Source organism: Nesterenkonia halobia, assembly GCF_039536005.1.
In the GTDB taxonomy this organism is placed as follows: domain Bacteria; phylum Actinomycetota; class Actinomycetes; order Actinomycetales; family Micrococcaceae; genus Nesterenkonia; species Nesterenkonia halobia.
The window spans coordinates 144,112-169,932 of sequence record NZ_BAAAYG010000003.1; the positions used below are offsets into that span (position 1 = coordinate 144,112).

The 25,821-nt window shown below is 72.6% G+C and carries 21 protein-coding genes; 8 read left to right on the forward strand and 13 right to left on the reverse strand.

Translation table 11 applies throughout. The annotated features are described in order from the left end of the window. Positions 1-31: 31 nt before the first annotated feature. The 3 genes from tilS to ABD652_RS03505 form a co-directional block, all read right to left on the reverse strand. Positions 32-1,045, reverse strand: a complete 1,014-nt coding sequence (gene tilS / locus ABD652_RS03495; RefSeq protein WP_344718228.1) for a tRNA lysidine(34) synthetase TilS — start codon at positions 1,043-1,045, stop codon at positions 32-34. Beyond that, positions 1,038-2,261 carry a zinc-dependent metalloprotease gene (locus ABD652_RS03500; RefSeq protein ID WP_344718230.1) on the reverse strand — a complete coding sequence of 408 codons (1,224 nt, stop codon included), beginning with the start codon at positions 2,259-2,261 and terminating at the stop codon, positions 1,038-1,040. The genes tilS and ABD652_RS03500 overlap by 8 nt, the downstream gene beginning before the upstream one ends. 162 nt (positions 2,262-2,423) lie before the next feature. Then, positions 2,424-2,903 (reverse strand): inorganic diphosphatase, encoded by a 480-nt coding sequence (locus ABD652_RS03505; protein ID WP_344719033.1) that lies wholly within the window; start codon positions 2,901-2,903, stop codon positions 2,424-2,426. Between the two features lie 133 nt (positions 2,904-3,036). On the opposite strand from ABD652_RS03505, the gene ABD652_RS03510 reads away from it, so the two are divergent. Then, complete coding sequence (locus tag ABD652_RS03510; RefSeq protein WP_344718232.1) at positions 3,037-3,576, forward strand: GNAT family N-acetyltransferase; 540 nt, start codon at positions 3,037-3,039, stop codon at positions 3,574-3,576. A 142-nt stretch (positions 3,577-3,718) separates the two neighbouring features. Here the strand turns inward: ABD652_RS03510 and ABD652_RS03515 are convergent, their stop codons facing one another. Both ABD652_RS03515 and ABD652_RS03520 read right to left on the reverse strand, forming a co-directional pair. Continuing rightward, positions 3,719-5,059: a DNA glycosylase AlkZ-like family protein gene (locus ABD652_RS03515; protein ID WP_344718234.1), complete on the reverse strand. Its 1,341-nt coding sequence runs from the start codon at positions 5,057-5,059 to the stop codon at positions 3,719-3,721. Between the two features lie 31 nt (positions 5,060-5,090). Further along, a complete protein-coding gene (locus ABD652_RS03520) occupies positions 5,091-5,879 on the reverse strand; it encodes a GNAT family N-acetyltransferase (RefSeq protein WP_344718236.1) in 789 nt (262 codons plus the stop codon). A gap of 249 nt (positions 5,880-6,128) precedes the next feature. Between ABD652_RS03520 and ABD652_RS03525 the strand changes: the two genes are divergently transcribed. From ABD652_RS03525 to ABD652_RS03535, 3 genes are all read left to right on the forward strand, one after another. Beyond that, on the forward strand, positions 6,129-7,847 hold the full coding sequence (locus ABD652_RS03525) for a carbon starvation CstA family protein (protein ID WP_344718238.1): 1,719 nt from the start codon (positions 6,129-6,131) through the stop codon (positions 7,845-7,847). 6 nt (positions 7,848-7,853) lie between these two features. Next, entirely contained in the window at positions 7,854-8,171 is a 318-nt protein-coding gene (locus tag ABD652_RS03530) for a cory-CC-star protein (RefSeq protein WP_425574538.1), read from the forward strand. 86 nt (positions 8,172-8,257) lie between these two features. After that, positions 8,258-9,286, forward strand: coding sequence for an ArsA family ATPase (locus ABD652_RS03535; protein WP_344718241.1), 1,029 nt, complete (start codon positions 8,258-8,260; stop codon positions 9,284-9,286). Positions 9,287-9,397: 111 nt separating this feature from the next. Here the strand turns inward: ABD652_RS03535 and ABD652_RS03540 are convergent, their stop codons facing one another. Next, positions 9,398-10,276, reverse strand: coding sequence for an HAD family hydrolase (locus ABD652_RS03540; RefSeq protein ID WP_344718243.1), 879 nt, complete (start codon positions 10,274-10,276; stop codon positions 9,398-9,400). A 225-nt stretch (positions 10,277-10,501) separates the two neighbouring features. On the opposite strand from ABD652_RS03540, the gene ABD652_RS03545 reads away from it, so the two are divergent. Continuing rightward, entirely contained in the window at positions 10,502-11,725 is a 1,224-nt protein-coding gene (locus ABD652_RS03545) for an aldose epimerase family protein (RefSeq protein ID WP_344718245.1), read from the forward strand. Between the two features lie 105 nt (positions 11,726-11,830). Here the strand turns inward: ABD652_RS03545 and ABD652_RS03550 are convergent, their stop codons facing one another. Beyond that, complete coding sequence (locus ABD652_RS03550; protein WP_344718247.1) at positions 11,831-13,444, reverse strand: ROK family transcriptional regulator; 1,614 nt, start codon at positions 13,442-13,444, stop codon at positions 11,831-11,833. A gap of 119 nt (positions 13,445-13,563) precedes the next feature. Here ABD652_RS03550 and xylA point away from each other — a divergent pair, with 119 nt between their 5' ends. Beyond that, positions 13,564-14,745, forward strand: coding sequence for a xylose isomerase (gene xylA / locus ABD652_RS03555; protein WP_344718249.1), 1,182 nt, complete (start codon positions 13,564-13,566; stop codon positions 14,743-14,745). 174 nt (positions 14,746-14,919) lie between these two features. Further along, the gene (xylB, locus tag ABD652_RS03560; RefSeq protein ID WP_344718251.1) at positions 14,920-16,365 is read left to right on the forward strand and encodes a xylulokinase; all 1,446 of its coding nucleotides are present in this window, start codon (positions 14,920-14,922) and stop codon (positions 16,363-16,365) included. Positions 16,366-16,493: 128 nt separating this feature from the next. Here xylB and ABD652_RS03565 read toward each other — a convergent pair whose 3' ends face one another. Beyond that, positions 16,494-16,994: a Dps family protein gene (locus ABD652_RS03565; RefSeq protein WP_344718253.1), complete on the reverse strand. Its 501-nt coding sequence runs from the start codon at positions 16,992-16,994 to the stop codon at positions 16,494-16,496. Between the two features lie 479 nt (positions 16,995-17,473). Between ABD652_RS03565 and ABD652_RS03570 the strand changes: the two genes are divergently transcribed. Beyond that, on the forward strand, positions 17,474-18,460 hold the full coding sequence (locus ABD652_RS03570) for a hypothetical protein (protein WP_344718255.1): 987 nt from the start codon (positions 17,474-17,476) through the stop codon (positions 18,458-18,460). A gap of 119 nt (positions 18,461-18,579) precedes the next feature. Here the strand turns inward: ABD652_RS03570 and ABD652_RS03575 are convergent, their stop codons facing one another. From ABD652_RS03575 to ABD652_RS03595, 5 genes are all read right to left on the reverse strand, one after another. Continuing rightward, the gene (locus tag ABD652_RS03575; RefSeq protein ID WP_344718257.1) at positions 18,580-20,976 is read right to left on the reverse strand and encodes a glycoside hydrolase family 3 N-terminal domain-containing protein; all 2,397 of its coding nucleotides are present in this window, start codon (positions 20,974-20,976) and stop codon (positions 18,580-18,582) included. Between the two features lie 54 nt (positions 20,977-21,030). Further along, a complete protein-coding gene (locus ABD652_RS03580) occupies positions 21,031-21,972 on the reverse strand; it encodes a carbohydrate ABC transporter permease (RefSeq protein ID WP_344718259.1) in 942 nt (313 codons plus the stop codon). A gap of 1 nt (position 21,973) precedes the next feature. Beyond that, positions 21,974-22,882 carry a carbohydrate ABC transporter permease gene (locus ABD652_RS03585; RefSeq protein ID WP_344718262.1) on the reverse strand — a complete coding sequence of 303 codons (909 nt, stop codon included), beginning with the start codon at positions 22,880-22,882 and terminating at the stop codon, positions 21,974-21,976. 7 nt (positions 22,883-22,889) lie between these two features. Continuing rightward, on the reverse strand, positions 22,890-24,212 hold the full coding sequence (locus ABD652_RS03590; RefSeq protein ID WP_344718264.1) for an extracellular solute-binding protein: 1,323 nt from the start codon (positions 24,210-24,212) through the stop codon (positions 22,890-22,892). Between the two features lie 251 nt (positions 24,213-24,463). Beyond that, positions 24,464-25,753: an ABC transporter substrate-binding protein gene (locus tag ABD652_RS03595; RefSeq protein WP_344718266.1), complete on the reverse strand. Its 1,290-nt coding sequence runs from the start codon at positions 25,751-25,753 to the stop codon at positions 24,464-24,466. Between the last annotated feature and the right edge of the window lie 68 nt (positions 25,754-25,821).

The following is a 25,821-nucleotide window of genomic DNA, read 5'->3' on the forward strand; positions in this document are numbered from 1 at the left end:
GGCTGGGTGCCGGCCGCCCGCGGGCCGACCCTCAGGGCTCCGGAGCGGGGTCCCGGGGGACGAGCACAAGTTTTCCATACTCGTGCGAATCGTGCGTGCCGCGGCGGGCGACGACGCCGCCGGCCAGCTGCACAGGTCCGGCCGAGCCGCTGCGGGCCAGCAGACCCTCCACTGCGGCGATCCGCTCGGCCGAGGGATTCTCCCCGCCGACGGCGACGACGGCCAGGGCCAGCACCCGGCGCCGGATCGCCGGGGGCTCGGCGTCGAGCGCGGCCATGTCCAGCCGCAGCCGGCCGGCGTCGTCGGGGTCCTCGAGCAGCCGGGCGAAGGTCTCGCGCGCCTCGGACTCCAGGTGGGCGGCGTCCTCGGCGGCGATGGCCGCCGTGCGCGCCAGCGACTCGCGGATCGATCCGGAGAGACGCTCGGCCAGGAAGGGCAGGATCTCGGTGCGCACCCGCGAGCGCAGCAGGCGCGGGTCCTCGTTGGACGGATCGTGCCAGGGCCGCAGGTCGGCGTGGGCGCAGATCGTCTCGACGTCGGCGCGGGTGAGCTCCAGCAGCGGACGGCGGTAGGGGCCCCGAGCGGCCGGGATCCCCGCCAGAGCGCGGGTGCCGGAGCCGCGGGCGAGCCCGAGCAGCACCTGCTCGGCCTGGTCGTCGCGGGTGTGGCCGAGCAGCAGACGACTCGCCCCGGTCTCGGCGAGGACCTCGGCGAAGGCCGCGTAGCGGGCCGTGCGCGCCTCGGCCTCCGGCCCGCGGCCGGCGTCGTCGACGGCGACGGTGCGCACCAGCACCGGGTCCAGCTCCAGGCCGCGCAGCTGCTCGGCGGCGGTCGCGGCGATCCGCGCGCTGTCCGGATGCAGTCCGTGGTCGACGACGACGGCGCCGACCCGCGCGTCTCCGCGCCGATGGTGATGCGCCGCCGCGGCCGCCAGCGCCAGCGAGTCCGGCCCGCCCGAGCAGCCCACCAGGGTCAGCCCTTCGGGGTCGAGCACTGCGCCGACGGCCCGCCGTGCGGCGGAGACCGGCTGCGGCAGGCTAGGCACGCGGCAGCTCCATCCGGGCGATCCATCGGTCGGGATCGTGCAGCTCGGTCTCGCTGGGCAGGTGCTCGACGGACTCCCAGACGCGGTTGAACTGCTCCATGCCGACGGCGCCGACCACATGGTCGACGAAGCGCTGGCCGTCCCGATACTGCCGGGCCTTCACGTCCAGCTGCAGCAGCCGGCGGATCGCCCGGTCGAGCATCCCGCGGTTGCGGCCGCGGCGCTCGAAGCGGCGGCGGATGGTCTTCACGCTGGGCACGATCGAGGAGTCGACGGCGTCCATGATGTGGTTCGCGTGGCCCTCCAGCAGGCTCATCGTCGCCGTGGCCCGGGAGAAGGCCTCCCGGCCCTCGGCGGAGGCGACCGCCTCGATGAGCCGGTTCCGCGGCGGCGCCGACGCCGGCTCGCCGTCGACGTCGGTGCCGGAACCGGTGCCGGAGCCGGGCTCGCCGACGTCGTCGGTGCTCTCCGCGCTCGCGCCCACGGCCTCCTTCATCCGGCCGATCATCTCGCGCAGCCGCTCGCCGAGGTCGCCGGCGCCGCCCAGCGTGCTGCGCGAGAGCACGGTGATCTGCTCCATCAGGTGGTCGACCAGCCAGGGGGCGGCGGCGAACTGCACCCGGTGGGTCTGCTCGTGCAGGCAGATCCAGAGGCGGAAGTCCTCGGGGACGACGTTGAGCTCCCGACGGACCTGGGCGATGGTCGGGGCGACCAGCATCAGGTGGCCGCGGCCGGCCGGGGCGCTGGTGTCGAAGGGGTCGAACTGGCCGAGGACGTTGGCCGAGAGGAAGGCCAGCATGCCGCCGAGCTCGGAGCCGGTGATCGCCGAGCCGAAGACCTGGGCGTTGCTGCCCTCGCGGCCGAGCTCCGGACGGCTCTCCAGCGCGGCCTGCATCGCCGGGCCGAGCATCGTGCGGAAGGAGCGGGCGTTGCCCGCCGCCCAGGTGGCGCGGTCGACGACGAGGGTCTCCTCCGGCCGCTCGCCGAGGCCGGCGGCGACGTCGAGGCCGGTGAGCCGGTGGACATGGGCCACCGAGGCGGAGGCGGCCTCGCGCAGCGCGGAGACCTCCTCGGCGATCTCCCGCGAGGAGAGCCGGGGGCCGGCCGGGGCCAGCGCGGCGGTCCGAGCGACCACGTCCCAGTTGATGAGCAGGTCCGAGGCCTCCTCCGGCGAGAACGCGGGGGCGGCGTCGGCGTCAGCGGCGGTGTGCTCCATGGGCCCATCCCATCACAGTCGGCTGGAAGCGGGGTGGGCGGGGCCCGACGAACGAGTGGCCGCCGGTGACGATGATCCGGCGCCGATCGCGGGGATCGGGCGAGGATTCGTCGTCACCGGCGGCCACTCGATGCGGCGCGGGGCCTTCAGCTCAGCGCAGGATCACTCGCTGTAGCGGTCGATGGAGCGCTGCAGCTCCGCCTCGGCCTCCTCGCGGCCCTGCCAGCCCTCGATCTTGACCCATTTGCCGGGCTCGAGGTCCTTGTAGCGGGTGAAGAAGTGCTCGATCTCGCCGCGGACCCATTCGTCGAGGTCCTCGAGCTCCTGGAAGGCGTCGAAGCGCTTGTCGTCCGGCACGCAGACCAGCTTGGCGTCGCCGCCGCCGTCGTCGGTCATGTTCAGCACCGCGATCGGGCGGGCCTCGACCACGACGCCGGGGATCAGGTCCACGCCGGGCAGGTAGACCAGCGCGTCCAGCGGGTCGCCGTCCTCGCCGAGGGTCTCGTCGAAGTAGCCGTAGTGGGTGGGGTACTGCATCGGGGTGTAGAGCACCCGGTCCAGCCGCAGCCGGTGGGTCTCGTGGTCGATCTCGTACTTCACCCGAGAACCGGCGGGGATCTCGATGGTCACATCGCGGGTCAGCGACACAGGGGCCTCCTTGGCATGAACGTGGATTGCTCGGTGCCAGCGTACACAGAACGCGTGCGACGACGGCAGCGGGCGCCCGGCGCCCCGCCCCTCCCGCGCCGGGAGGCGCCCCGGCTATCCTCCGGACATGGACCCCGATCAGCTCCCCGCCCTGGAGACCGACCGACTGCGGCTGCGCGCGCCGACGGCCGAGGACGTCGACTTCATCGCCGCCCTGTACGCCCGGCCGGAGGTCGTCCGCTTCCTCGGCGACGGACGGACCGAGAGGACGCGCGAGCAGGCGCTGGCCCGGATCGAGCGGTACCGCTCCTTCGCCGGCGAGGCGACCGGCGTCTGGCTGGCGAGCTGCGCCGTCGACGGCGGGCCGCGCGGCATCATGCTGCTCAAGCCCATCCCCCTCTCCGCCGGCGCGGACTCGGGAACGGAGCAGGAGATCGAGATCGGCTGGCATCTGCACCCCGAGGCCCAGGGCCGCGGCTACGCCGCCGAGGCCGCCGAAGCGCTCATCGAGCACGCCCGCGACCGCGGCCTGGAGCAGCTGCTCGCCGTCGCCCATCCGGAGAACCGCGCCTCGCATCGGGTGGCCGAGCGGATCGGCATGACCCATCGCGGGACCACCGACCGCTACTACGACACGACGGTGGAGCTCTTCACACTCGAGCTCTGACCGCACTCGTGCCGCGCGTCGGCGAGGAGAGGCCTCGCGGGCACGGGTCGGGCGGTCGCCGTAGGGCTCGTCCACGGAGGTCGGGGTGGCGGCGGCGGGCTTCGTCTGGCTCCAGCCTCCCCGCCCGCTCCGCCGTCGCCGCTCACCCCTCGGGCAGCACCAGCTCGACGCCGAGCTGCCGGGCCAGCGTGCGCCCGGCGCCGCGCACCCGCGGACGCAGCACCCGCCGCGGCACCCCGCGCTCACCGAAGATCTGCTCGACGCGCAGCGTCTCGCCGACCCGGCGGAGGTCCACGCGGCCGATGAGCCGGTCGCCGGAGAGCACCGCCATCACGTAGTGGCCGTAGAGCCGCTGAGCCGGCGGCACATAGGCCTCGAAGCGGTACTCGAAGTCGAAGATGCGCCGGGCCCGGCCGCGGTCGCGCAGCAGCGGGTCGAAGGGGCCGACGAGTCGGGCGTGCGACGGCGCGCCGAAGCGCCGACGAGCGCCGACGTCGACGTCGTCACCGGCCGCGCCGTCGCCGGCCGCCGGCGCCGCCGGATCCAGCAGCCCGCCCTCGGCCAGCAGCTCCGGGACGCACCAGCCGAGCTCGCGCCAGCCGGCGACCTCCACCGGCGCCAGCCCCGCGGCGGCGAGGCCGTCGGCGGCCTCCTGCGGGCGCAGATGGTAGTGATGGGCGAAGTCCGCCTGGGTCATGACCGCCAGGCTCGCCGCGGCGCGGCGGGCGAGGCCGGCCAGCAGCGCGTCGTCGTCGAGGTCCGCCGCCGCGAGGACATGCTCGGGCAGGCCGCGCTCGGGCAGGTCGAAGAGCCGGGTGGTGCCGTCGCGGGCGGTGATGACCAGCTCGCCGCTGCGCACCATCTGCTCGGCGGCGACCTTCACCCGCGTCCAGTTCCAGCCGGTGGTCCGCTCCCCCGCCCCAGCCTCGGTCTCGATCGTCCCGATGGGCACCCCGGACCCGGCGGCCTCGACCACGCGGCGGATCCGCTCGGCCAGCGGCTGCTCGACCTGCTCGCGACGTCGCCGCAGGTGCCGCTCGCGATGGACGCGCAGCAGCGGCCAGTCCTCCAGCGGGAAGAGGCAGGCGACTTTGGTGAAGGTCTCGAAGGAGGCCGGTGCGCCGCGCGGCCAGAGCTCGGCGTCGACGGCGTCGGCCCGGTGGCCGCGCGGCAGCCGGGTCAGCGAGGTCAGCCGCTGGGCGGTGCTCACCCGCATCAGCGGGTCCAGCTGCAGCAGCCCGACAGTGCGCAGCACCTGCGCCGCGTCGCCGGCGGTCTCGCCGGCGGTCTCCGCGTCGGCGCCGAGAGCAGCGCCGGACCCGACGCCGAATCCGGCGCCGGATGGCCGCGGCGTCGGGATCCGCTGGGCGGCGACGACGGCGCGGCGCACGGCGTCGCCGGTGAGGCGCACCGGCTCCGCGGGGCGGGCGCCGGACGAGACGCCGGAGCGCGGATCCCCCTCCGGTTCGACGAGAGTCTCCATGCCCCGATCCTGCCACGCCGCGCCGACGCCCTCAGGCGGCGGCGGAGAAGAACGCCCGCAGCCGCTCCGATCCCTGCACTCCGACGGTCCAGTCGGGACGGCGGAAGTCCTCGGCGGCGAGCCGGAACTGGTCCTCCCACTCGGCACAGCGCCCCTGGGCGTCGGAGACGCGGCGCCGCCCGACCTCCTGGTAGCCGAGCCCCAGCGAGACGCGCCGCGAGGGCTCGTTCCAGGAGTAGGCGCCCGACTCGGCGAAGGAGGCCCCGAAATGGTCGACGGCCCAGAGCAGCATGCCGGCGCGCATCTCCCGGCCATAGCCGACGCCCTGGTGATCGGCCGCCAGCCAGCTGCCGGAGCTGACCGTGGCCAGCGCCGGCCACTCGGCGGCGGCACAGTCCTGCATCCCGATGAGCCGCTCGCCGGCGCGCACCACCGGCGCCGCCGCGCCGTCGTCGTCTGTCCGGTCGTCGTCGCCGTCGTCGCCGCCCGTCCGGATCACCCCGTGCCGCTCGACCGGCTTGAGGAAGACGCCGAACAGCAGCGTCCACGAGTCCGGGCCGACCGATGCACGGGTCGACCAGAGCCACGGCAGCGAGCCGCGCACCAGCTCCTCCGGCGAGTTCTCGTTCCACGCGTGGGCGAAGGGGTTCCGCTCGCCGCGGACCACCCCGGAGGTCACGGCGGCGACCCAGGCGGGGAAGTCGGTCTCGCGGACCACGCGCAGCGCCAGCCGCGGGGTCTCCAGGCGCAGCCCGAAGGGCGGCCAGATCTCCTCGAGCGGCTGGTCGGGGTCCTCGGGGCGGATGGCGAAGCGGTCCATGAACCTATCCTGCCGCACCGCCGCCCGGGTTCCTCGTCACCGGTCCGCGTCCGGGTCGCCGCGCGCCGGAGGACGACCTCGATGTCGCCGACCCTCATCAGCGATAGTATGACAGCGATCACGGGCGGGCGTCTCGACGTCCGCGAGAGGTGCGCCGGCACGCCCGCGGCGCACCCACGCACCACCGGCTCGGCGTGGAGCCGCCGTCCTGCGGCCCGCGCGAGCCCGAGCACCTCAGGAGGCAGACCCATGGACGGCCCGAACGCCCTGGTGCTGGCGGTCATCGGCATCGCCATGATGCTCGCCGGCTACCTGCTCTACTCGAAGTTCCTCGCGCAGAAGATCTACCGGGTCAACGCCGAGTTCAAGACCCCGGCGCATGCGCTGCGCGACGGCGTCGACCATGTGCCCACCAACCGCTACGTGCTCTGGGGCCACCACTTCACCTCAGTGGCCGGCGCGGCACCGATCGTCGGCCCGGCGGTGGCGGTGATCTGGGGCTGGCTGCCGGCCTTCCTCTGGGTCACCATCGGCACCGTCTTCATCGCCGGCATGCACGACTTCGGCGCCCTCTGGGCCTCGGTGCGCAACCGCGGCCAGTCGATCGGCACCCTCTCCGGCCGCTACATCGGCGGCCGCGGACGCAACCTCTTCCTCGTCGTGGTCTTCCTGCTGCTGCTGATGGTCGTCGCGGCCTTCGCCGTGGTGATCTCCGGACTCCTCGTCGCCCAGCCGGGCGCGGTCATCCCCACCTGGGGCGCGCTCGTCGTCGCGCTGCTGGTCGGCCAGGCGATCTACCGGCTGCGCTGGAACCTGCTGGCGGTCACCGCCGTCGGCGTCGCCGCGCTCTACGGACTGATCCTGCTGGGCGACCGGTTCCCGGTCTCGCTGCCGGAGTCGACCTTCGGCCTCGCCCCGGAGGGCGTGTGGATCATCCTGCTGTTCCTCTACGCCGGCGTCGCCTCGCTGCTGCCGGTCTGGGTGCTGCTGCAGCCTCGCGACTTCATCAACGGCATCCAGCTGTTCATCGGCCTGGCGATCATCTACGGCGCCGTGCTGATCGCCACCCCGACCGTCGTCGCCCCGGCCTACAACCAGAACGTCCCCGAGGACGCGCCGGCGCTGGTGCCGCTGCTCTTCGTGACCATCGCCTGCGGGGCCATCTCCGGCTTCCACGGCACTGTGGCCACCGGCACGACCTCCAAGCAGCTCGACCGCGAGACCGACTCGCGCTTCGTCGGCTACTTCGGCGCGGTCGGCGAGGGCCTGCTGGCGCTGGGCGCCATCGTGGCCACCACCGCCGGCTACCAGACCATCTCCCAGTGGGAGCAGGTCTACGACTCCTTCAGCTCCGGCGGGGTGCCGGTCTTCGTCGAGGGCGGGGCGAGCATCGTCAACGCGGGCCTCGGACTGCCCGAAGGGCTGGCGGCGACGATCCTGGCGACGATGGCGGTGCTCTTCGCCGCGACGACGATGGACACCGGCGTGCGGCTGATGCGCTTCGTCGTCCAGGAGATCGGCCAGCTGGCCGGGGTGAAGCTGGGTCTGGGCGCGGCCACCGTCGTCGTGCTGGTCGTCAGCCTCGCACTGACCTTCTCGCAGGGCGCCGACGGCTCCGGCGGACTGCTGATCTGGCCGCTGTTCGGCACCACCAACCAGCTGCTGGCCGCACTGACGATGGGCATCATCGTGGTGATGCTCATCCGCAAGGGCCGTCCGTTCCTGCCGGTGCTGATCCCGATGCTCTTCGTGCTGGCGGTGAGCATCGCCGCGGCCTTCGTGCAGCTGGTCGACTTCTACGCCGCCGGCGAGTGGTTGCTGCTGGTGCTCGACGTGGTGATCATCATCGCCGCGCTCTGGGTGCTGGTGGAGTCGCTGATCGCCATGGGCGCCGCGCGCCGGGCGGAGAAGGAGCCCGAGGACGAGGTCGCTCTGACCGACGACGAGAAGCTGCCCCTGGAGCGCTGAGCGGCGGTGGACTCGAGACCCTCGAGCGGAGCCGGTGCGACGGCGCGGCGCGGCCTGGCCGGGCTGCGCCGGGCCGTCGCCGCCGTCTCCGACGGCCTGCGCGAGGTCTACGTGGCCCCGTACCGCCGGACCTTCGCCCGCGCGCAGCGCGACGAGGAGGACCTGTTCATGATGCTGGTGGTCTCCGAGGCGCTCGGCGTGCCGAATCCGGCCGCCGGCACCACGCTGGAGCTGCTGCCGGAGATGCTGGATCGCTTCCACGACTGGCATCTGCGCATGGGCATGGAGCGATCCCCGTTCGAGGAGAACCTGCGCTGCTGCTGAGCATCGCGATCGGTGCGGGCGGCTCCTCGCCATCCCGCTGACTCGCCGACCACCCGCCCGCGACCCCACCTGCGGAAGGACCGTCCATGCTGCTCGACCTCGCCCGATCCCGCCGCGTGCTGTTCCTCGGCGGCAAGGGCGGCGTCGGCAAGACCTCGGTGGCCTCGGCCGTCGCGCTGCGCCGCGCCCGCGAGGGCGCCCGAGTGCTGCTGATCTCCACCGACCCGGCGCACAACCTGGGCCATCTCTGGGAGCAGCAGCTCGGCGATGCCGCCACGACGGTCTGGGCGGGCGAGGACGCCGGCGACGTCGGCGGACCGACCGGTTCCGCGCGCGCCGGCCGCCTCGATGCGGTGGAGATCGACCCGGACGCGACCGCCGCGGCGCATCTGGACGAGGTGGGAGAGACGCTGCGGACCATGATGCCCGAGCATCTGCACTCGGAGGTGGACAAGCACCTGGACCTGGCCGCCCGCTCGCCGGGCACCCATGAGTCGGCGATGCTCGAGCGGCTGGCCGTGCTGCTGGACGAGGGGCAGACCAGTCACGATCTGGTCGTCGTCGACACCGCACCCTCGGGCCACACCGTACGGCTGATGGCGCTGCCGGAGATCATGACCGCCTGGACCGAGGGGCTGCTGGACCGGCGCACGCGCGCCGAGCGCTTCGGCGCGGCGGTGCGCGCCCTGGACGCCGACGACGACCCGGAGAGCGTCTCCTCCGAAGGCCGCGACCGCCGCATCCGCCGGGCGATCACCCGGCGTCGCGACCGCTTCGCGGCCATGCGCGCAGTGATCACCGAGGCGACGCGGTGCAGCTTCGTGATCGTGCTGACCGCCGAGCGGCTGCCGGTGCTGGAGTCGGCCGCGCTGCGCGACCAGCTGGACGAGGCCGGCGTCGCCGTCGGCGGCTTCGTGGCCAACCGGCTGGCCCCGGCCGAGGCCGGCGAGTTCCTGGCCGGCCGCCGCGCGCAGGAGCAGGCGCAGCTGGCCGAGCTGGAGCGACGGGCCGACGGCGCCGCCGTCGAGACCCTGCCGCTGCTGGCCGGCGATCTGGTCGGCGTCGCCGCGCTCGACGCGCTCGGCGAGGCGATGGAGCGGGCCGAGACGCGCTGAACCTGGACTCGGACGACGTTGCCTCTGGACTTTGGGCCTTAACCCCCTCCGCGACGGCGGGGGTTAAGGCCCAAAGTCCAGAGGCAACGCAGGGAACCGGCGCGCCGCGGCTCAGTCCACCGTGAGCACGCTGGTCAGCACTTCGACCAGCCCGTCCTCCCAGACGGTGCCGGTGACCTCGTCGGAGGCTTCCTTGACCTCCACCGGCGCCTGGCCCATGGCCACGCCGCGGGCGGCCCAGCGCAGCATCTCCAGGTCGTTGCGGCCGTCGCCGCAGGCCACAGTCATCCGTTCCGGCACGGCGAGCTGATCGCGCAGCGCCTCCAGCGAGGAGGCCTTCGTGACGCCGGCGGCGGCGACGTCCAGCCAGGCCGACCAGCCCACCGAGTAGGTCACCCCGTGCAGCCCGATGCCCTCCACGGCGGCGGCGAACTCGTCGGAGGTGGAGTCGTCGGAGTTGACCACCAGGCGGACGGCGCTGGCACGGCGCATCTCGCGGAAGCTCGTCCCACGGGCCTGCAGGCCGAAGGACATGTCCTGGAAGCGCTGGGTGGAGAGGAAGCCGCCGTCGTCGGTCTCGATCGCGTACTTCGCATAGGGCAGCCGCTCGGCCAGCGCGTCCAGGGCGGGAGCGGGGTCGAAGACGCGCCGGTCGATCACCTCGTGGCCGTCGGGCAGGTCGACGTCGATCCGCACCGTCACCCCGCCGTTGCTGCACACGGCGTACCCGTGGGTGACGCCGAGCGCCTCGATGATCGGCAGCGTGGCCGGCAGCGAGCGTCCGGTGGCGACCACCACTGCGTGGCCGTCGCCGACGACGGCGCGGGCGGACTGCTTCACAGCCTCGGACATATGCCCGTCGTGGTCGACGAGGGTGCCGTCCACGTCGAGGCAGACCATCAGCTTGCCCTGCTGATGGACGAAGGTGCCGCCGAGTCCGGCGGCGGGGACTGCGAAGTCCGAGGGAGAAGTGTCCGAGGATGTATTCATGAGCGTCGCCTGCACTGGTCGTGTCCTGTTCCTCGCCGGGTCGGGGTGGCCGACCCGCGAAGGGGATCAGCCCATTATGCCGGATGCTTCCAGTCCGGGCAGAATGTCCGGTGAACAGCAATGGGCCGGCCAGCGACGACGGCGGCCCGTCCATCGCCGAGAACCCGGCGGCACCTGCCGGGACACGACGCCGACCGGCGGCGTCATGGAGCACTGGAGGAAGGCATGCACCAGCCACAGGACAGCGTCACGCTCATCGCCGGCGAGTACGCCGCCGAGATCTCCCCGCGGGGAGCACGCCTGCTGGCGCTCTCACACGGGCAGGAGGACCTGGTGGTGCCGGCCGACCGGACCGAGGGCGGGTACGCCGGCTGCGTGCTCGCGCCCTGGCCCAATCGCATAGCCGGCGCCTCCTACACCGTCGACGGCTCCGCCCACGAGCTGGCGGCCACTGAGGACTCCACCGGCGCGGCGCTGCACGGGCTGATCACCGAGCTGGACTTCACCGTGGCCCAGCAGACCGAGGACATCCTCGAGCTGACCGCCCGGCTGGAGGCCACAGAGGGGTACCCGTGGACTCTGGATCTGGTGCTCCGCGCCCGCCTGCTGCCGGAGGCCGGCCTGGGGATCACGCTGATGGCGCGCCAGCCGGTCACCGAGACCGACGCTGCGGACCAGGAGGAGCAGGAGGCCGACGAGGACGCGGTCGAGCCCGCGACGGCCGACGCGGCCGCGGCCGAGGAGACGGCCGAGACCCTCGACGCCCCTGCCGAGGACCCCAGTGCGGACTCCGGCGAGGAGTCTGCCGAGACCGATGCCGCCGCCGAAGCCGCCGAAGCCGCCGAGGCCGACGAGGCCCCGGCGTCGGAGGAGTCTGCCGAGACCGCCGAGGCCGCCGAGACGGACGAGGGCGCAGAGACGGACGAGGGCGCAGAGGCCGCGGACACGGAGGCCGAGGGCGCCGCGCAGGCGGATGAGACGCCCGCCGAGACCCCCGTGCGAGCTCCCTTCGGCGCCGGCTTCCACCCCTACCTGCGCGCAGGCGAGGCCCCGCTGGACGAGTGCCGGCTGACCCTGCCGGCGTCCACCGTCCTGAGCACCGAATCCGACGGCGAGGTCACCGGCCGCGAGACCGTCTCCGGCGATCTGGACCTGGTCGTCGGCCCGCGGCTGGACGGCCGCACGATCGACCATGCCTACACCGATCTGCCCGCCGAGGCCTGGATCGCCGAGCTGACCCACGACGCCTCGGGCCTGACCGTGCGGCTCATCGCCGACACGCCCTGGGCGCAGATCTTCACCGGAGACTCCATCGGCCGGGCCGGCGTCGCCGTCGAGCCGATGACCTGCCCGCCGGACGCCTTCAACTCTGGCGAGGACGTGGTGCGCCTGACGCCGGGCGAGTGGTTCCGCGTGGGCTACAGCATCGAGGCGCTGCGGGCCGGCTGACCCGCCGCCTCACCGACTGCCGAGACGACGTCGGCTCCGCCGCCGGGGACAGCCGCCGGAACGCCCCTCGCTGTGATCGGGCCGGGCCCGGGCAGGACTCAGGACTCAGGCAGGGCTCTGCTCCGCCGGCACCCACTGCATCGGGGAGTCCACCACGGCCCGCAGCGCGCGCAGCGCTCCGCCCGTGGTCGCCGGGGCGAGACCGGTGCCGGTCTCGCGCACCCGGAAGCTGGACCAGGGGGCGGCCAGCACGCGCTGGCGCAGCTCCTCCTCGATCCGCGGGCGCAGCAGGTCGGCCAGCGGGCCGAACTCGCCGCCGAGGACGATGTCGTCGACGTCGAGCATGTTCACCGCTCCGGCCAGCGCGACGCCGAGCGCCCAGCCGGCCCGGTCGATGGCCGCCCGTGCCCGGGCGCCGGACTCGTCGTCCCACTCGGTGATCGCCACCAGCTCCTCGGCGGTGGAGCGCAGGTCCAGACCGGCCTCCTTCAGCAGGGCGCGCTTGCCCGCGAAGGCCTCCAGGCAGCCGGTGGCCCCGCAGCCGCAGAGCGGGCCGCCGGGCTGGACGGCGATGTGCCCGACCTCCCCGGCCCAGCCGCGCGGGCCGGCGTCGACGACGCCGTCGATGACCACCGCCGCGCCGATGCCCATCTGGGCCGAGACGTAGAGGAAGGACTGCTCGACCTCGTCCTGCCGGGTCAGGTCCTGGGCGACGGCCAACGCGGCGAGCTTGGCCTCGTTGGCGGTGACCACGAAGTCGCCGAACTCGCCGTAGACCGGCTCCTCACGGTTCAGCACCGGCGGAAGCCCGGCGTCGTCGACCGGGCGCGGCAGCACCTCGCCGAGCGCCTCGGGCACGTCGACGTCCCGCCACCCGAGGTTCGGGGCCAGCAGCAGATGGTCCTCGCCGGCCGAGACCAGGCCGGGCATGGCCAGCACGGTGCCGACCACCCGTGCCCCGCGGTCGCCGGCACGACGGGCCACCCGCGAGGCGAGCGCGCCGAGCTGCGGCAGCACCGAGGTCGGCTCGGAGTCGCGGAAGTCGCCCTCGACGACCTCCTCCGCCAGGATCGCCCCGGTCAGATCGAGCACCCGGGCGGCCATGAAGTCCACGTTGACCTCGACGCCCAGACCGGCCAGCGTGCTGCGCGCCGGATGCAGCGGCACCGCCGGGCGCCCGCGGCTGCCGCCGACGATGGGCGAGCCTTCGCGCACGATGCCGGCGGCGAGCAGATCGTCGACCAGCCGGGAGACGGTCGAGCGCGTCATCCCGGTGCGCGTGCTCAGATCGGCGCGGGAGAGCGGCTCGGCGGCGGAGAAGATCTCCTCGGTGATGAGCAGCAGGTTCGACTCGCGCAGCGTCTCCTGGCGCGCGCCCGGCCGCTGCGGGCGGCGCTGCGCCGGCCGCTCGCGACGCCCGCCCAGACCGGGCTGGACATCGTCGCCGCCGCCGTTGAGCCCCCGGCCGGCGCCACGGCGGCCCAGCCGGGCGATCGGATCCGGACCGACGACGCGCCCGCCGGCGGCGCGAGCCTCTCCCCGCGCGGCATTCTGGCCGGCATCCGGCGCGGCATCCGGCGCGGCGTCCTGACCGGCGTCCTGGTCAGCGGTCCGGGCGGCGTCCTGGTCGGCGGCGCGCGCTCCGGCACCCCGCCCGGACCCGGACGCGGGTCCGGCGGGCTGCTGGGCGTCGGCGTCGCCGGGTCTCGATTCGGTCACGGACTTGATCTTATCCCCCAGAGGATTTAGGTTCGATCTAGAAACAAAATGAGTGCCGAGTCACACCTGTGCTCCACACTATGCGTTCGCCCCGCACTCTTCTGCCAAGGAGGACCTCCATGACCCATCACGACGCCGTCTCCCCCAAGTTCTCGTTCGGCCTCTGGACCGTCGGCTGGACCGCCCAGGACCAGTTCGGCTCCGCCTCGCGCCCGGCCTTCGACCCGTGGGAGTACCTGCCTCGGATCAAGGAGGCCGGAGCCGACGGCGTCACCTTCCATGACGACGACGTCGCCCCCTTCGGCACCGACGACGCCGAGCGGGAGACGTACTTCGCGAAGTTCAAGGACGTCGCCGAGCAGGTCGGGCTGACCGTCGAGATGGTCACCACCAACACCTTCGGCCACCCGGTCTTCAAGGACGGCGGGCTGACCTCCAACGACCGCTCGGTCCGCCGCTTCGGGCTGCGCAAGCTGCTGCGCAACGTCGACCGCGCCGCCGAGTTCGGCGCCGAGACCTTCGTGATGTGGGGCGGCCGCGAGGGCTCCGAGTACGACGGCGCGAAGGACCTGCACGCCGCGCACCAGCGCTACGCCGAGGGCATCGACACTGTCGCCTCCTACATCAAGGAGAAGGGCTACGACCTGCGCATCGGTCTGGAGCCGAAGCCGAACGAGCCCCGCGGCGACATCTTCCTGCCGACCATCGGCCACGCGCTGGGCTTCATCGCCGAGCTGGAGCACGGCGACATCGTCGGCCTGAACCCGGAGACCGGCCACGAGCAGATGGCGGGGCTGAACTTCACCCACGGCATCGCGCAGGCGCTCTGGGCCGGCAAGCTGTTCCACATCGACCTCAACGGCCAGCGCTCGATCAAGTACGACCAGGACCTGGTCTTCGGCCACGGCGACCTGACCTCGGCCTTCTTCACCATCGACCTGCTGGTCAACGGATTCCCCGGCGGCGGCCCGCGCTACGACGGCTGGTACCACTTCGACTACAAGCCCTCGCGCACCGACCACGTGCAGGGCATCTGGGACTCGGCGAAGGCCAACATCGAGATGGTCACCATGCTCGCGGAGAAGGCGAAGGCCTACCGCGCCGACGCGGAGGTCCAGGAGGCCATGCAGGCCGCCGGCATCTACGAGCTCGGCGAGCCCACGCTGGCCGCGGGCGAGTCGGTGTCCGACCTGCTGGCCGACCGGTCCGCCTACGAGGACTTCGACGCCGAGCAGGCCGCCGAGCGCAACTTCGGCTTCGTCAAGCTCAACCAGCTGGCGCTGAAGCACCTCATCGGCTGATCCGCCGACCCTGACGACCGGGGAAGCCGCCGCGTCGGACCGGGCACCGCCCGGGACGCCGGCGGCTTCCCCGCGCGCGTCTGCGGCCGGCCGCGCCCGGCTGTGCCGCAGGTCACGCGACCCGTCTAGACTGACCCCGATCCCGACACCCGCCTCAGCGCCAAGGAGACCGCAGTGCCCACGCTCGTCGCCGGCATCGATTCCTCGACCCAGTCCTGCAAAGTCGTCATCCGCGACGCCGAGACCGGCGAGCTGATCCGCACCGGCTCGGCCAAGCACCCCGACGGCACCTCCGTCGACCCCGCCGCCTGGTGGGAGGCGCTGCAGCAGGCGATCGCGGAGGCCGGCGGGCTGGCCGACGTCGCCGCGGCCGCCGTCGGCGGCCAGCAGCACGGGATGGTCGCCCTCGACGCCGACGGCGCGGTCATCCGCGACGCGCTGCTGTGGAACGACACCCGCTCGGCCGACGCCGCCGACGACCTGGTCACCGAGTTCGGCGGCGGCACGGCCGGCGCGGCCGAGTGGACCCGGATGACCGGCTCGGTGCCGGTGGCCTCGCTGACGGTGACCAAGCTGCGCTGGCTGGCCGACGCCGAGCCGGAGAACGCGCGGCGCGTGGCCGCCGTCGCCCTCCCCCACGACTGGCTGACCTGGAAGCTCTCCGGCTCCACCCGGCTGGAGGAGCTGACCACCGACCGCTCCGACGCCTCGGGCACCGGCTACTACGACCCCGCCGGCGGCGCCTACCGCCGCGACCTGCTGGCCCGGGCGCTGCGCATCGACCAGGCCGCCGCCGAGCAGATCGTGCTGCCGCGGGTGCTGGATCCCGGCGAGCGCGCCGGCACCGGCGACGCCGCCCGCGGCTGGGGCGAGCTGATCCTCGGGCCCGGCGCCGGGGATAACGCCGCCGCGGCCCTGGGATTGGGCATGACGCCTGGCGACGTGGCGATCTCCATCGGCACCTCCGGGGTCGTCTCGGCGATCTCCCCGCAGCCGATCCAGGACCCCACCGGCATGGTCACCGGCTTCGCCGACGCCACCGGCGCCTTCCTGCCGCTGGCGGTGACATTGAACGGCTCCCGCGTGCTCGACGGCGCGGCGACGATGCTCGACGTCGACCACGCCCGACTGGCCGAGCTGGCGCTCTCCGCCGAGCCCGGCGCCGACGGGCTGACGCTGATCCCGTACCTGGAGGGCGAGCGCACGCCGAACCTGCCGCGGGCCACCGGCTCCTTCGTCGGGCTCTCGCTGGCGTCGATGAACCCCGCCGACGTCGCCCGGGCCGCCGTCGAGGGCCTGCTCTGCGGCCTGACCGACGGCCTGGAGGCGATGACCGAGCAGGGCGTGCCGGTGGAGTCGGTGAAGCTCATCGGCGGCGCGGCCCGCTCGGCGGCGGTGCAGCAGATCGCCCCGGCGGTGCTGGGCCGCGAGGTGCAGGTGCCCGAGCCGGGCGAGTACGTCGCCGACGGCGCGGCACGGCAGGCGGCGTGGGTGCTCCCCGGTGCCGCGCAGCCGCCGTCGTGGACGACGTCGCCGGTGCACACCTTCACCGCCGCGCCGACCCCGCAGGTGCGCGAGGCCTACGCCGCCCGCCGCGGGCTCTACGCCGAGCGGGACTAGAACACTCGCCGCCGGCCCAGCCCCGCCCCGCTCCGGGATGACTCGGCGGAACGTGCGGGAATGCCGTGGCTTTCCCACGCATTCCGCCGAGTCATCGGTTCCGGGCCGGGCGGGCGGCGGTCGGCCGATCAGCCGGCGGAGCGCTCCTGGTGGGCGCGGAGGAACCACTGGAACTGTTCGAGCTCCTTGGTCTGGCCGATGAGGATGTCCTCGGTGATCGGGTCGACCTGGCCGGACTTGGCGATCACCTCGCGGTGGTCGGAGATGACGCCGCTGTAGACCTTGTCCAGCTCCGTCAGGTGGGTCATGGTGTCGGCCTTGCCCAGCGGGTAGTCCCCCCAGTGGCGGGCGCCGACCAGCTCGCCGGTGCGGCCGCTGGGGGATCCCCCGAGGGTGGCGATCCGCTCGGCGAGCTCGTCGACGAACCCGCGGACCGTGGTCACCTGCGGGTCGATCATCTCGTGCACGCCGATGAAGTGCGGGCCGGTGACGTTCCAGTGGACGTGCTTCAGCGTCAGCTGCAGGTCGTTCAAGGCGTGCAGCCGGATCTGCAGCAGTCCGGCGATCTCGTGGCCGTTCTCCGTCGCGAGGCCCGGGACGGTGTAGTCGGCGAACTGTTCGTCTGCCATACGGTGATGCCTCCTGGGGACGGTCCGTCCGCCCGTGGGGTCCTGGTGTCGTCGCGCATCTCGTGCTGACGTCTGCATGCTATGACGAGCGCCCCCGCCCTGGGGACCCCTCCGGCCCGGGACGCGGTGGCGCGTCGGGCCCTCCCACCACCGAGTGGCCGAATCGGCGCTCGGCACACGGTGCCCCGGGGCTCCCCTCCACGGAGTGGTCACTTTTGACGGCATCTCGGCCCTGAGTGGCACCTTCCAACGATGCAGCGCCGTCCTTCGTGACCACTCGATGGCGCCGTGCGGCGCACAGAGGCACAGAGGCACAGAGGCACAGAGGCACAGAGGCACAGCATCGAGGGACTCCCCCGGCCGGCGAAAGGGCCGTGCTCCTCCACAGGGACGGTCGTTCCGACGGCGACACGCCGGGCCGTGCACAGTCGCGCGTCCTGGCATTCCGCCGCGGACACCTCCGACGTCGACTGGGCACCATGACGACTGAGCACCCCGATCTCCGCCGCCGCCCTGTCCGCGACATCTCGACCCGCGGCTCTCCCCGCGCCACGCTGCTCGATGCCCAGCTCTCCTCCGCGGAACTCCGCCGTGCACGGGGCCACGGTCAGCTCCGACGGCTCGCCCACGGGCTCTACACCTCTCCGGATCACCTGCTCGAGGAGGACTCCGCGGCCCTCGAGACGCTCCACGCCCTCACGAGCGGTTCGGACCGGCTCGTCTCCCACGCCACGGCCGCCGTGCTCCAGGACATGAGGCCGGGCCGTCTCGACGCACCGTTCCATCTCACGAGTCCGCGGGCGGGCAGTCGTGTCCGACGTCCGGGCCTCGTGGTCGGGCACCGCACGGACGTGCCGGAGCAGTTCACCACCGAGACGCTGGGGCTACCCGCGACCCATCCCGCGTGGACGTTCGTCGACCTCTGTCCCCAGCTGAACGGGCTTCTCGACGCCGTGACACTCGCCGATCAGATGCTGCGCGCCCCGCGCCCGGAGTTCGGCGAGCGCGGCAGCCAGCTCACCTCGCCCGAGCAGCTCGAAGCCGCCGTCGCCGCTCGGACCGCCTCGCCCGGCGTGCGCCTGGCCCGGAACGCGGCGCACCTGGCGCGGGAGCGGGTCGATTCGCCGCGAGAGACGGAGCTGCGGCTGGCGATCCTCCGCGCAGGCCTGCCCGAGCCCTCCGTCAACATCCGGGTCCGCGATGAGCAGGGCAGGACGCTCTTCCAGCCGGACCTGGCCTTCGAGGACCTGCGCGTGGCCGTCCAGTACGACGGGCATCATCATTCCGATCCGCAGCAGGTCGAACGCGACGTCGCCCGCGCCGAGATCGCGATGGCCCACGGGTGGATCGAGGTGCGACTGACGAACCGTCACCGGGCCGCCGGATGGCAGGCGGCGATCCGCAAGATCGTCGACGCGCTGCGTGCCCACGGGTGGAGGCCCGATGGGCGGATCCGCCGCCTCTGACGCGACGCGTGGTCGATTCTGACGGCTTCTGCGCGCCGAACACGGCGTGTCGGGCCGGAAGTCCCGTCAGAATCGACCACTCAGCGCCGGGCGGGGCGGGGCGGGAGGAGAGCACCCCCTCAGCCCACGCGAGCGGGGGTGGTCATCACCCGCGCGCCCGTGACCTCGCGCAGCGCGCCGGTCAGCTCGATCTCGCCGGCCAGCGGCAGGTCGCCCGCCGAGCGGCCGATCCACAGGTCCATCGTGCCCGGCTCGACGATGCGCCGCAGGTCGACGCCGATGAAGGAGAACCGATCCGCGTGCACCTCGAAGGTCACCTGCTTCGACTCGCCCGGGGCCAGCGCGGCGCGGGCGTAGCCGATCAGCTGCCGCACCGGACGCGCCACCTGGGCGATCCGGTCACCGACGTAGAGCTGGACCAGCTCGTCCACCGGACGCTCGCCGGTGTTGGTCACCGTCGCCGAGACCTCCACAGTGCCGTCCACCGGGATCTCGGCGGCCGAGACCTCCCACGCGGAGTACTCCACCGTCGTGTAGCTCAGTCCGTGGCCGAAGGGGTACAGCGGCGTCGGGTCCAGGTTGGAGACGCCCTGGCTGTTCTGCCCCAGCGGCGCGGCCAGGTAGCCGGCCGGCTGGCCGCCCGGCAGCGCGGGCACGCCGATCGGCAGCCGCCCGGCGGGCTCGACGGCCCCGGTGAGCAGCTCGGCCAGCGCCGGGCCGCCCTCCTCGCCGGGGAAGAACGCCTGCACGATGGCCGCGCAGCGCTCCGCCACCGCCCCGAGCGCATAGGGCCGGCCGGAGACGACGACGAGCACCACCTCAGTGCCCGAGGCCTCGGCGGCGTCGAGCACCGTCTCCACCAGCTCCTGCTGGGCGCCGGGCAGCCGCAGGTCCTCGACGTCGCAGCCCTCGCCGGAGGTGCCGGCGCCGAACATGCCCGCCAGGTCGCCGACGGTGACCACCGCCAGATCCGCAGCGGCGGCCTGTTCGGCGGCCTCAGCGATCCGCGAGGCGTCGTGCTCGACGATCGGGCAGCCGCTCGCGTGGGTGATCTCGGCATCGCCCCAGGCCTCGCGCAGCGACTCCAGGATGGTCGGCATCGGCACGCCGATCCCGCGATGCGGGAAGGTGCCTTCGGGATACTTCGCCAGCACGTGGTTCGGGAAGGAGTAGCAGCCCATCATCGTCCGCGGCTCGTCGGCCGAGGGCCCGACGACGGCCACGCGCTTTCCGGACAGCGCCTCGGGCCGCGCCGGCAGCACGCCGTCGTCGTTCTTCAGCAGCACCAGCGAGCGCTCGGCGACCTTCTTGGCCAGGGCGCGGTTGGACGCCGAGTCCAGGTCCGTCGACTCGTCGACGGCCGGCTCCCAGGTCTCGCCCGGGCCGGCGTCGAGCATCCCGAGCTCGACCTTCTGGCGCAGCACCCGGCGCACCGAGCGGTCGACGACCGCCTCGTCCAGCGTCCCGTCGCGGACCTGCCGGGCCAGCGTGCGGTAGCCGCCGGTGTGCGGCAGCTCGACGTCGAGGCCGGCCGAGATCGCCAGCCGGGCGGCCTCGGGCTGATCGGCGGCCGCCCGGTGCATCGACTCCAGGAAGGCCACCGACCAGTAGTCGGCGACCACGGTGCCCTCGAAGCCCCATTGTTCGCGCAGGATCTCGGTGAGCAGCCGGTGCGAGGCCGCCGGCGGCTCGCCGTCGAGGTCGGCGTAGGAGTTCATCACCGAGCCGACCCGCCCCTCGCGGACGGCCATCTCGAACGGCGGCAGGATCACATCGTGCAGCTCGCGCGGGCCGATGTGCACCGGGGCGTGATTCCGCCCGGCCCGCGAGGCGGCGTAGCCGGCGAAATGCTTCAGCGTGGCGAGGATGCCGGCCCGCTGCAGCCCCTGCACGTAGGCGGTGCCCACGGTGCCGACGACGTGCGGGTCCTCGCCGATGGTCTCCTCCACGCGGCCCCAGCGGGCGTCGCGGACGACGTCGAGCACCGGCGAGAGCCCCTGCTGGACGCCGACGGCGGCCATGTCGCGGCCGATGGCGGCGGCCATCTCCTCGATCAGGTCGGGGTCGAAGGTCGCGCCCCAGGCCAGCGAGGTCGGATAGACCGTCGCCTGATAGGCGGTGAAGCCCGTCAGGCACTCCTCGTGGGCGATGGCCGGGATGCCGAAACGGCTGGCCGCGACGACGGCGGCCTGCCGCGCGCGCAGGTCGGCCGCCCCCTCGGACACCGAGAGCGCCGTCGTCCCGTAGGTGCGGGTCAGGTGGCCCTCGCCGTCGACGATCTCCTGCTCGAAGGCCAGCTTGCCCGCCGACATCGCGCTCTCCATCGGCGCGACCTCGCCCTGGGCCTCCTCGTCCCGGCGCATCTCCCAGTGGGAGCCCAGCTGGGAGACCTTCTCCTCCAGGGTCATCTCGGCCAGCAGCGCCTCGACGCGCTCGGCGACGGGGCGTCCGGCGTCGTTCCAGACGCCGGTGCGGCGCTCGACGCTCGCATCAGTCACATCGGTCGCTTCGGTCACGGGAGTCTCCTTCGTCCTCTGGTCCATCCTCGGGGCGCCCGCGGCGGGGCGGGATCACTTGCTGAAGCCGGCGGTCAGACCGGCGACGATGTAGCGGCGGCCGACGACGTAGGCGGCCAGCAGCGGCAGCGCGGAGAGCACGACGGCGGCCAGCGTGGCCGGCACGTCGACGGCGAACTGGCCCTGGTACTCCCACAGCGACAGCGGCAGCACGCGCACTTCGCGGCTCTGCGTGAGGATCAGCGGGAAGAGGAACCCGTTCCACACCTGCAGCGCCTGGTAGATGCCGACGGTCATCATCGCCGGGACCGCCATCGGCAGCACGAGGTTGAGCAGGATCTTCCACTCGCCGGCGCCGTCCACGCGCATCGACTCGAAGAGCTCGGCCGGGATGTCGCGGACGAAGTTGACGATGATCAGCACGCTCAGCGGGATCGCGAAGGCGATCTGCGGCAGGATCAGCGCCCACAGGGTGTCGTACAGCCCGAGCTCGCGGATCAGGTAGTAGACGGGGATGATCGTCGCCTGCACCGGGATCGCGATGCCCAGCAGGATCAGGCTGAACAGCCGGCGGCCGCCGAAGGTCGTCGAGCGGACGATGTAGTACGAGGCCATCAGCGAGACCGCCAGCACCGCCGCCACCACGGCCAGAGTGACGATGACCGAGTTGGCGAAGAAGTGCAGGAAGTCGTTCTCGAGGACCTTGACGAAGTTCTGCAGCGTCGGCTCGCTCGACGGCACCAGCGGGTTCGACTGCGCCAGGTCCTGGCGGCTGCGGAACGCGGTGATGACGATGAAGTAGATGGGCAGGATGATGACCGCCAGCCAGGCCCAGCCGGCGAGGCCGCCCAGGATGTTCGGCCGGTCGGTGGGCTTGCGGGCCTTGTGGTTCGGGCCCGGCGCCGTCGGGGCCGAACCGGGCGGGCGGGCTGCTCCGGCGCTCGCGGTCGCGCGGCCGGTCCGCCGACGGGTGGTGTCGTCCACAGTCGTGCTCATCTCACGCCCCTGCCTTGTCGCTCTCCATGCGGCTGGATCCGGAGATCTTGTTCAGCAGCAGGGAGAGGGTCACTCCGACGGCCACCAGGAGCACCGCGATGGCCGAGGCTCCGCCCATGTCGTACTCGCGGAAGCCGGTGATGTACATGTCCAGCGGAAGGATCCGGGTCGCTCCGGCCGGTCCGCCCTGGGTGAGGACGAAGACCAGGTCGAAGTAGGTCAGCGATCCCACCAGCATCAGCGTCGAGGACGTGATGATCGTGTAGCGCAGCTGCGGCAGCGTCAGGCTGAAGAACTGGCGCATGCGGCCGGCGCCGTCGATCGTCGCCGCCTCGTAGATGGTCGCCGGGATCTGCCGCACGCCGGCCTGGTAGAGCAGCGAGTGGAACGGCACGAAGCACCAGCCGACGACGAAGATCACCACCAGCAGCGCGATGTCGGGGCTGCCGAGCCACTGGGCCGGCAGCCAGTCCCACCCCAGCGCCGGCGTCAGGCCGTAGTTGGGGCTGAAGAGCGTCTGGAAGGTGATGCCGACCGCCACCGAGGAGAACAGCAGCGGCAGGAAGTACAGCACCGACAGGAAGGCTCGGTACTTCTGCTGGCCGGCCATGAACACGCCCAGCAGCAGCGCCGCCGGCGCCTGGAAGACATAGGAGATGATCACGAAGAGGAAGGTCAGCCACAGCGCATGGCGCGTCTGGTCCTCCTGCAGGATGCGGAACCAGGTGTCGAGGCCGGCGAAGGAGGGCGTGCCGAGGCCGTCCCAGGACATGAAGGACAGCACCACGACGCCGGCCAGCGGCACCAGGGCGAAGAGGCCGAAGAAGAGCACCGCCGGCAGCGCCATCAGGAACGAGGGCCCCTGACGGCGCCGGGCGTCGGACCGGGGGGACGTCACAGTCTGAGTCATGCTGCGATCAGCCCTGCTGTCCGTTCATCGCCTCGGAGAACTCCTCCGGGGTGATCTCGCCGACGAGGATCTTCTCCAGGTTCTCCATCAGCGGCTGCGAGACCTCGGGGGACACCGCCTGGTCCCAGGAGAGCTGGAAGTGGTCCGCCTCGCTGACCAGCTCGTCGGCGAAGGTCAGGAAGTCGGCGTTCTCCGCGGCCTCGATCTCCTCGCCGATGTCGTTCAGCGGCGGCAGGTTGCCGTCGTCGAGGGTGTTCTGGACGTACTCGTCGTTGTAGAGGTGCTCGGAGATGTAGTCGACGGCGACCTGCTGCTCCTCCTCGGAGGCGTCGGCGGAGACCGACCAGAAGTTCGCCGGGTTGCCGGTGACGTTGCTCGGGTCGCCCTCGCCGGACTCCAGCGCGGGGAACTCGGTGAAGGCGAAGGCGTCGGACTCCGCGAACTCCGGGAAGTCGGCGTGGATGGTCGAGTAGACCCAGCTGCCCTGCAGCAGCATCGCGGCCTCGCCCTCGGCGAGCAGGCGCGCGTCCTCGTTCTGCGAGGCGTCGACGCCGGTGAAGGTCTCGTCGAAGCCGCCCTCGTCGGCCAGCCACTGGATCTCCTCCAGAGCCCAGAGGATCGACTCGTCGCTCCAGGCGCCCTCCTCGCCGTCGACGACGGCCTGGAAGACCTCGGCGCCGCCGTGGCGGTCGGTGAGGTATTGCAGCCACATCAGCGCCGGCCAGACGGAGCCGCCGGCCAGCGAGAAGGGCGTGTACCCGGCGTCGCGGAGCTGCGGGATGACCTCCTTGACCTCGGCCCAGGTCTGCGGCGGCTCGACCCCGGCCTCGTCGAAGACGTCCTGATTGAGGTACATGACCGCCGGCTGCACGCCGCTCATCGGCACGCCGTAGACCGAGCCGTCGACGACGCCGTTCTGCCAGACCGAGTCGTGCACGCGCGACTCCAGGTCGCCGACCTCGTCGCTGAGGTCGACGACGCGCTCCTCGGCGACGTACTCGGCCAGCGTGCCGCCGGTCCAGTTCATGATCAGCGTCGGCGCCTCGCCGGAGCCGACGACAGTGCGGATGCGCTCCTTGTAGGCGTCGTTCTCGAAGGACTCGACGGCGATCTGCCGACCGTCCTCGGCCTGCTCGTTCCAGCGCTCGATGTCGGACTCGACGTTCGGCCAGCCGCCGCCGGTCAGGATCCAGGCTCCGGCGCCGTCTCCGGAGCCGCCGCCGGAGCCGCCGCAGGCGGAGAGGGCCAGCAGCGAGGCGGCCGCGAGGCTCGCCGCGCCGGCGCGGGTGCCGGCGCGGGTGCCGGTGCGGGTGAGGGTGCGGGTGGTCATGAGAGGTCCTTTCTCATCAGGGCGAGCAGCCGTCGGTCGACCGGAGGGGTGCGGTCGCACGGCAGGTGATGCGAGGTGATCAGCATTTCGTCTTGCGGAAAGACTAAATAGCTCGCAGTCGGGTGTCAAGCGCCACATATGTCTCTGCTCACACGGCCGGACGCGAGGCGGGCGACGGACGACCGACTCCGGCCCTCCGCCGCCCGCGCGGCGCCTCGACACCCTCCCGCGAGGCGGGAGGGGCCGACGGCTCACTGCCCCTGTGTCGCGTTCATCTCCGCGGCGAACTCCTCCGGGGTCATCTCCTGCAGGAAGACCTTCTCCAGGTTCTCCAGCAGCGGCTGCACCTGCGAGGGGGCGACCGCCTGGTCCCAGGAGAGCTGGAAGCTCTCGGCCTCCTGGACGGCGTCGTAGGCGAAGCCCAGGAACTCCTGGTCCTCGGTCTCGGCGATCTTCTCCTCCAGACCGGTCAGCGGCGGCAGATTGCCGGTCTCCAGCATCCCGTCGACGTACCCCTCGTTGAACAGCGACTCCTCGAGGTAGTCCGAGGCGGCCTGACGCTGCTCCTCGCTCGCGTCGGCGGAGATCGACCAGAAGTTCGCCGGATTGCCGACGATGTTGCTCGGCTCGCCCTCGCCCCCCTCGACGGCCGGGAAGGTGGTGAAGCCCAGGTCGCCGGACTCGACGACGTCGGGCTCGTCCTGCAGCAGCCGCGAGTAGACCCAGCTGCCCTGCAGGACCATGGCGGCCTCGCCGTCGGCGACGAGCTGACCGTCCTCGTTCTGGTCGGCGGTGACCGAGGCGAAGCCGGGATCGAAGGCGCCGGCCTCGACGAGCTCCTGGCAGCGCTCCATCGCCTCGACGATGGCCGGATGGGACCAGGCGTCCTCCTCGCCGGCGACGACGGCCTCGAACGCCTCCGCCCCGCCCAGCCGGTCGGTCAGATAGGAGGCCCACATCAGGTACGGCCAGCGCGAGTTGCCGGCCAGCGAGAACGGATGCACGCCGTGCTCCTCGAGCACCGGCACCACGTCCATGACCTCCTGCCAGGTCGCGGGCACCTCGACGCCGGCGTCGGCGAAGACCTGCTTGTTGTAGTAGAGGACCACCGGCTGCATGTTGTTCATCGGCACGGCGTAGGTGCTGCCGTCGACGACGCCGTTGGCGGCCACCGAGTCGATGAGCCGGTCCTGCAGACCCTGGGTGGACTCGGTGATGTCGACGACGTAGCCCTCGTCGATGTACTCGAGCAGCGTGCCGCCGGTCCAGCCGACGATCATCGTCGGCGCCTCGCCGGAGCCCACCGCCGTGCGGATCCGCTCCTTGTAGACGTCGTTGGCGAAGCTCTCGACCTGGACGTCGACCCCCTCGGTCTCCTCGCTGTAGCGATCCAGGTCCTCCTCCACGACCGGCCAGACGCCGCCGTTGAGGACCCAGGCGTCGGGATCCCCCTCGCCTCCGGAGCCGCCGCAGGCGGAGAGGGCGAGCAGCGAGACGACCGAGAGGCCGGCGACGGCGGACGTCGTTCGACGTACAGGCATGGGCGTGATCCTTTCCTCATCAGGACAGGTGAGTGATGCGCACCACATTATGTGGTGCCGCAAAACTA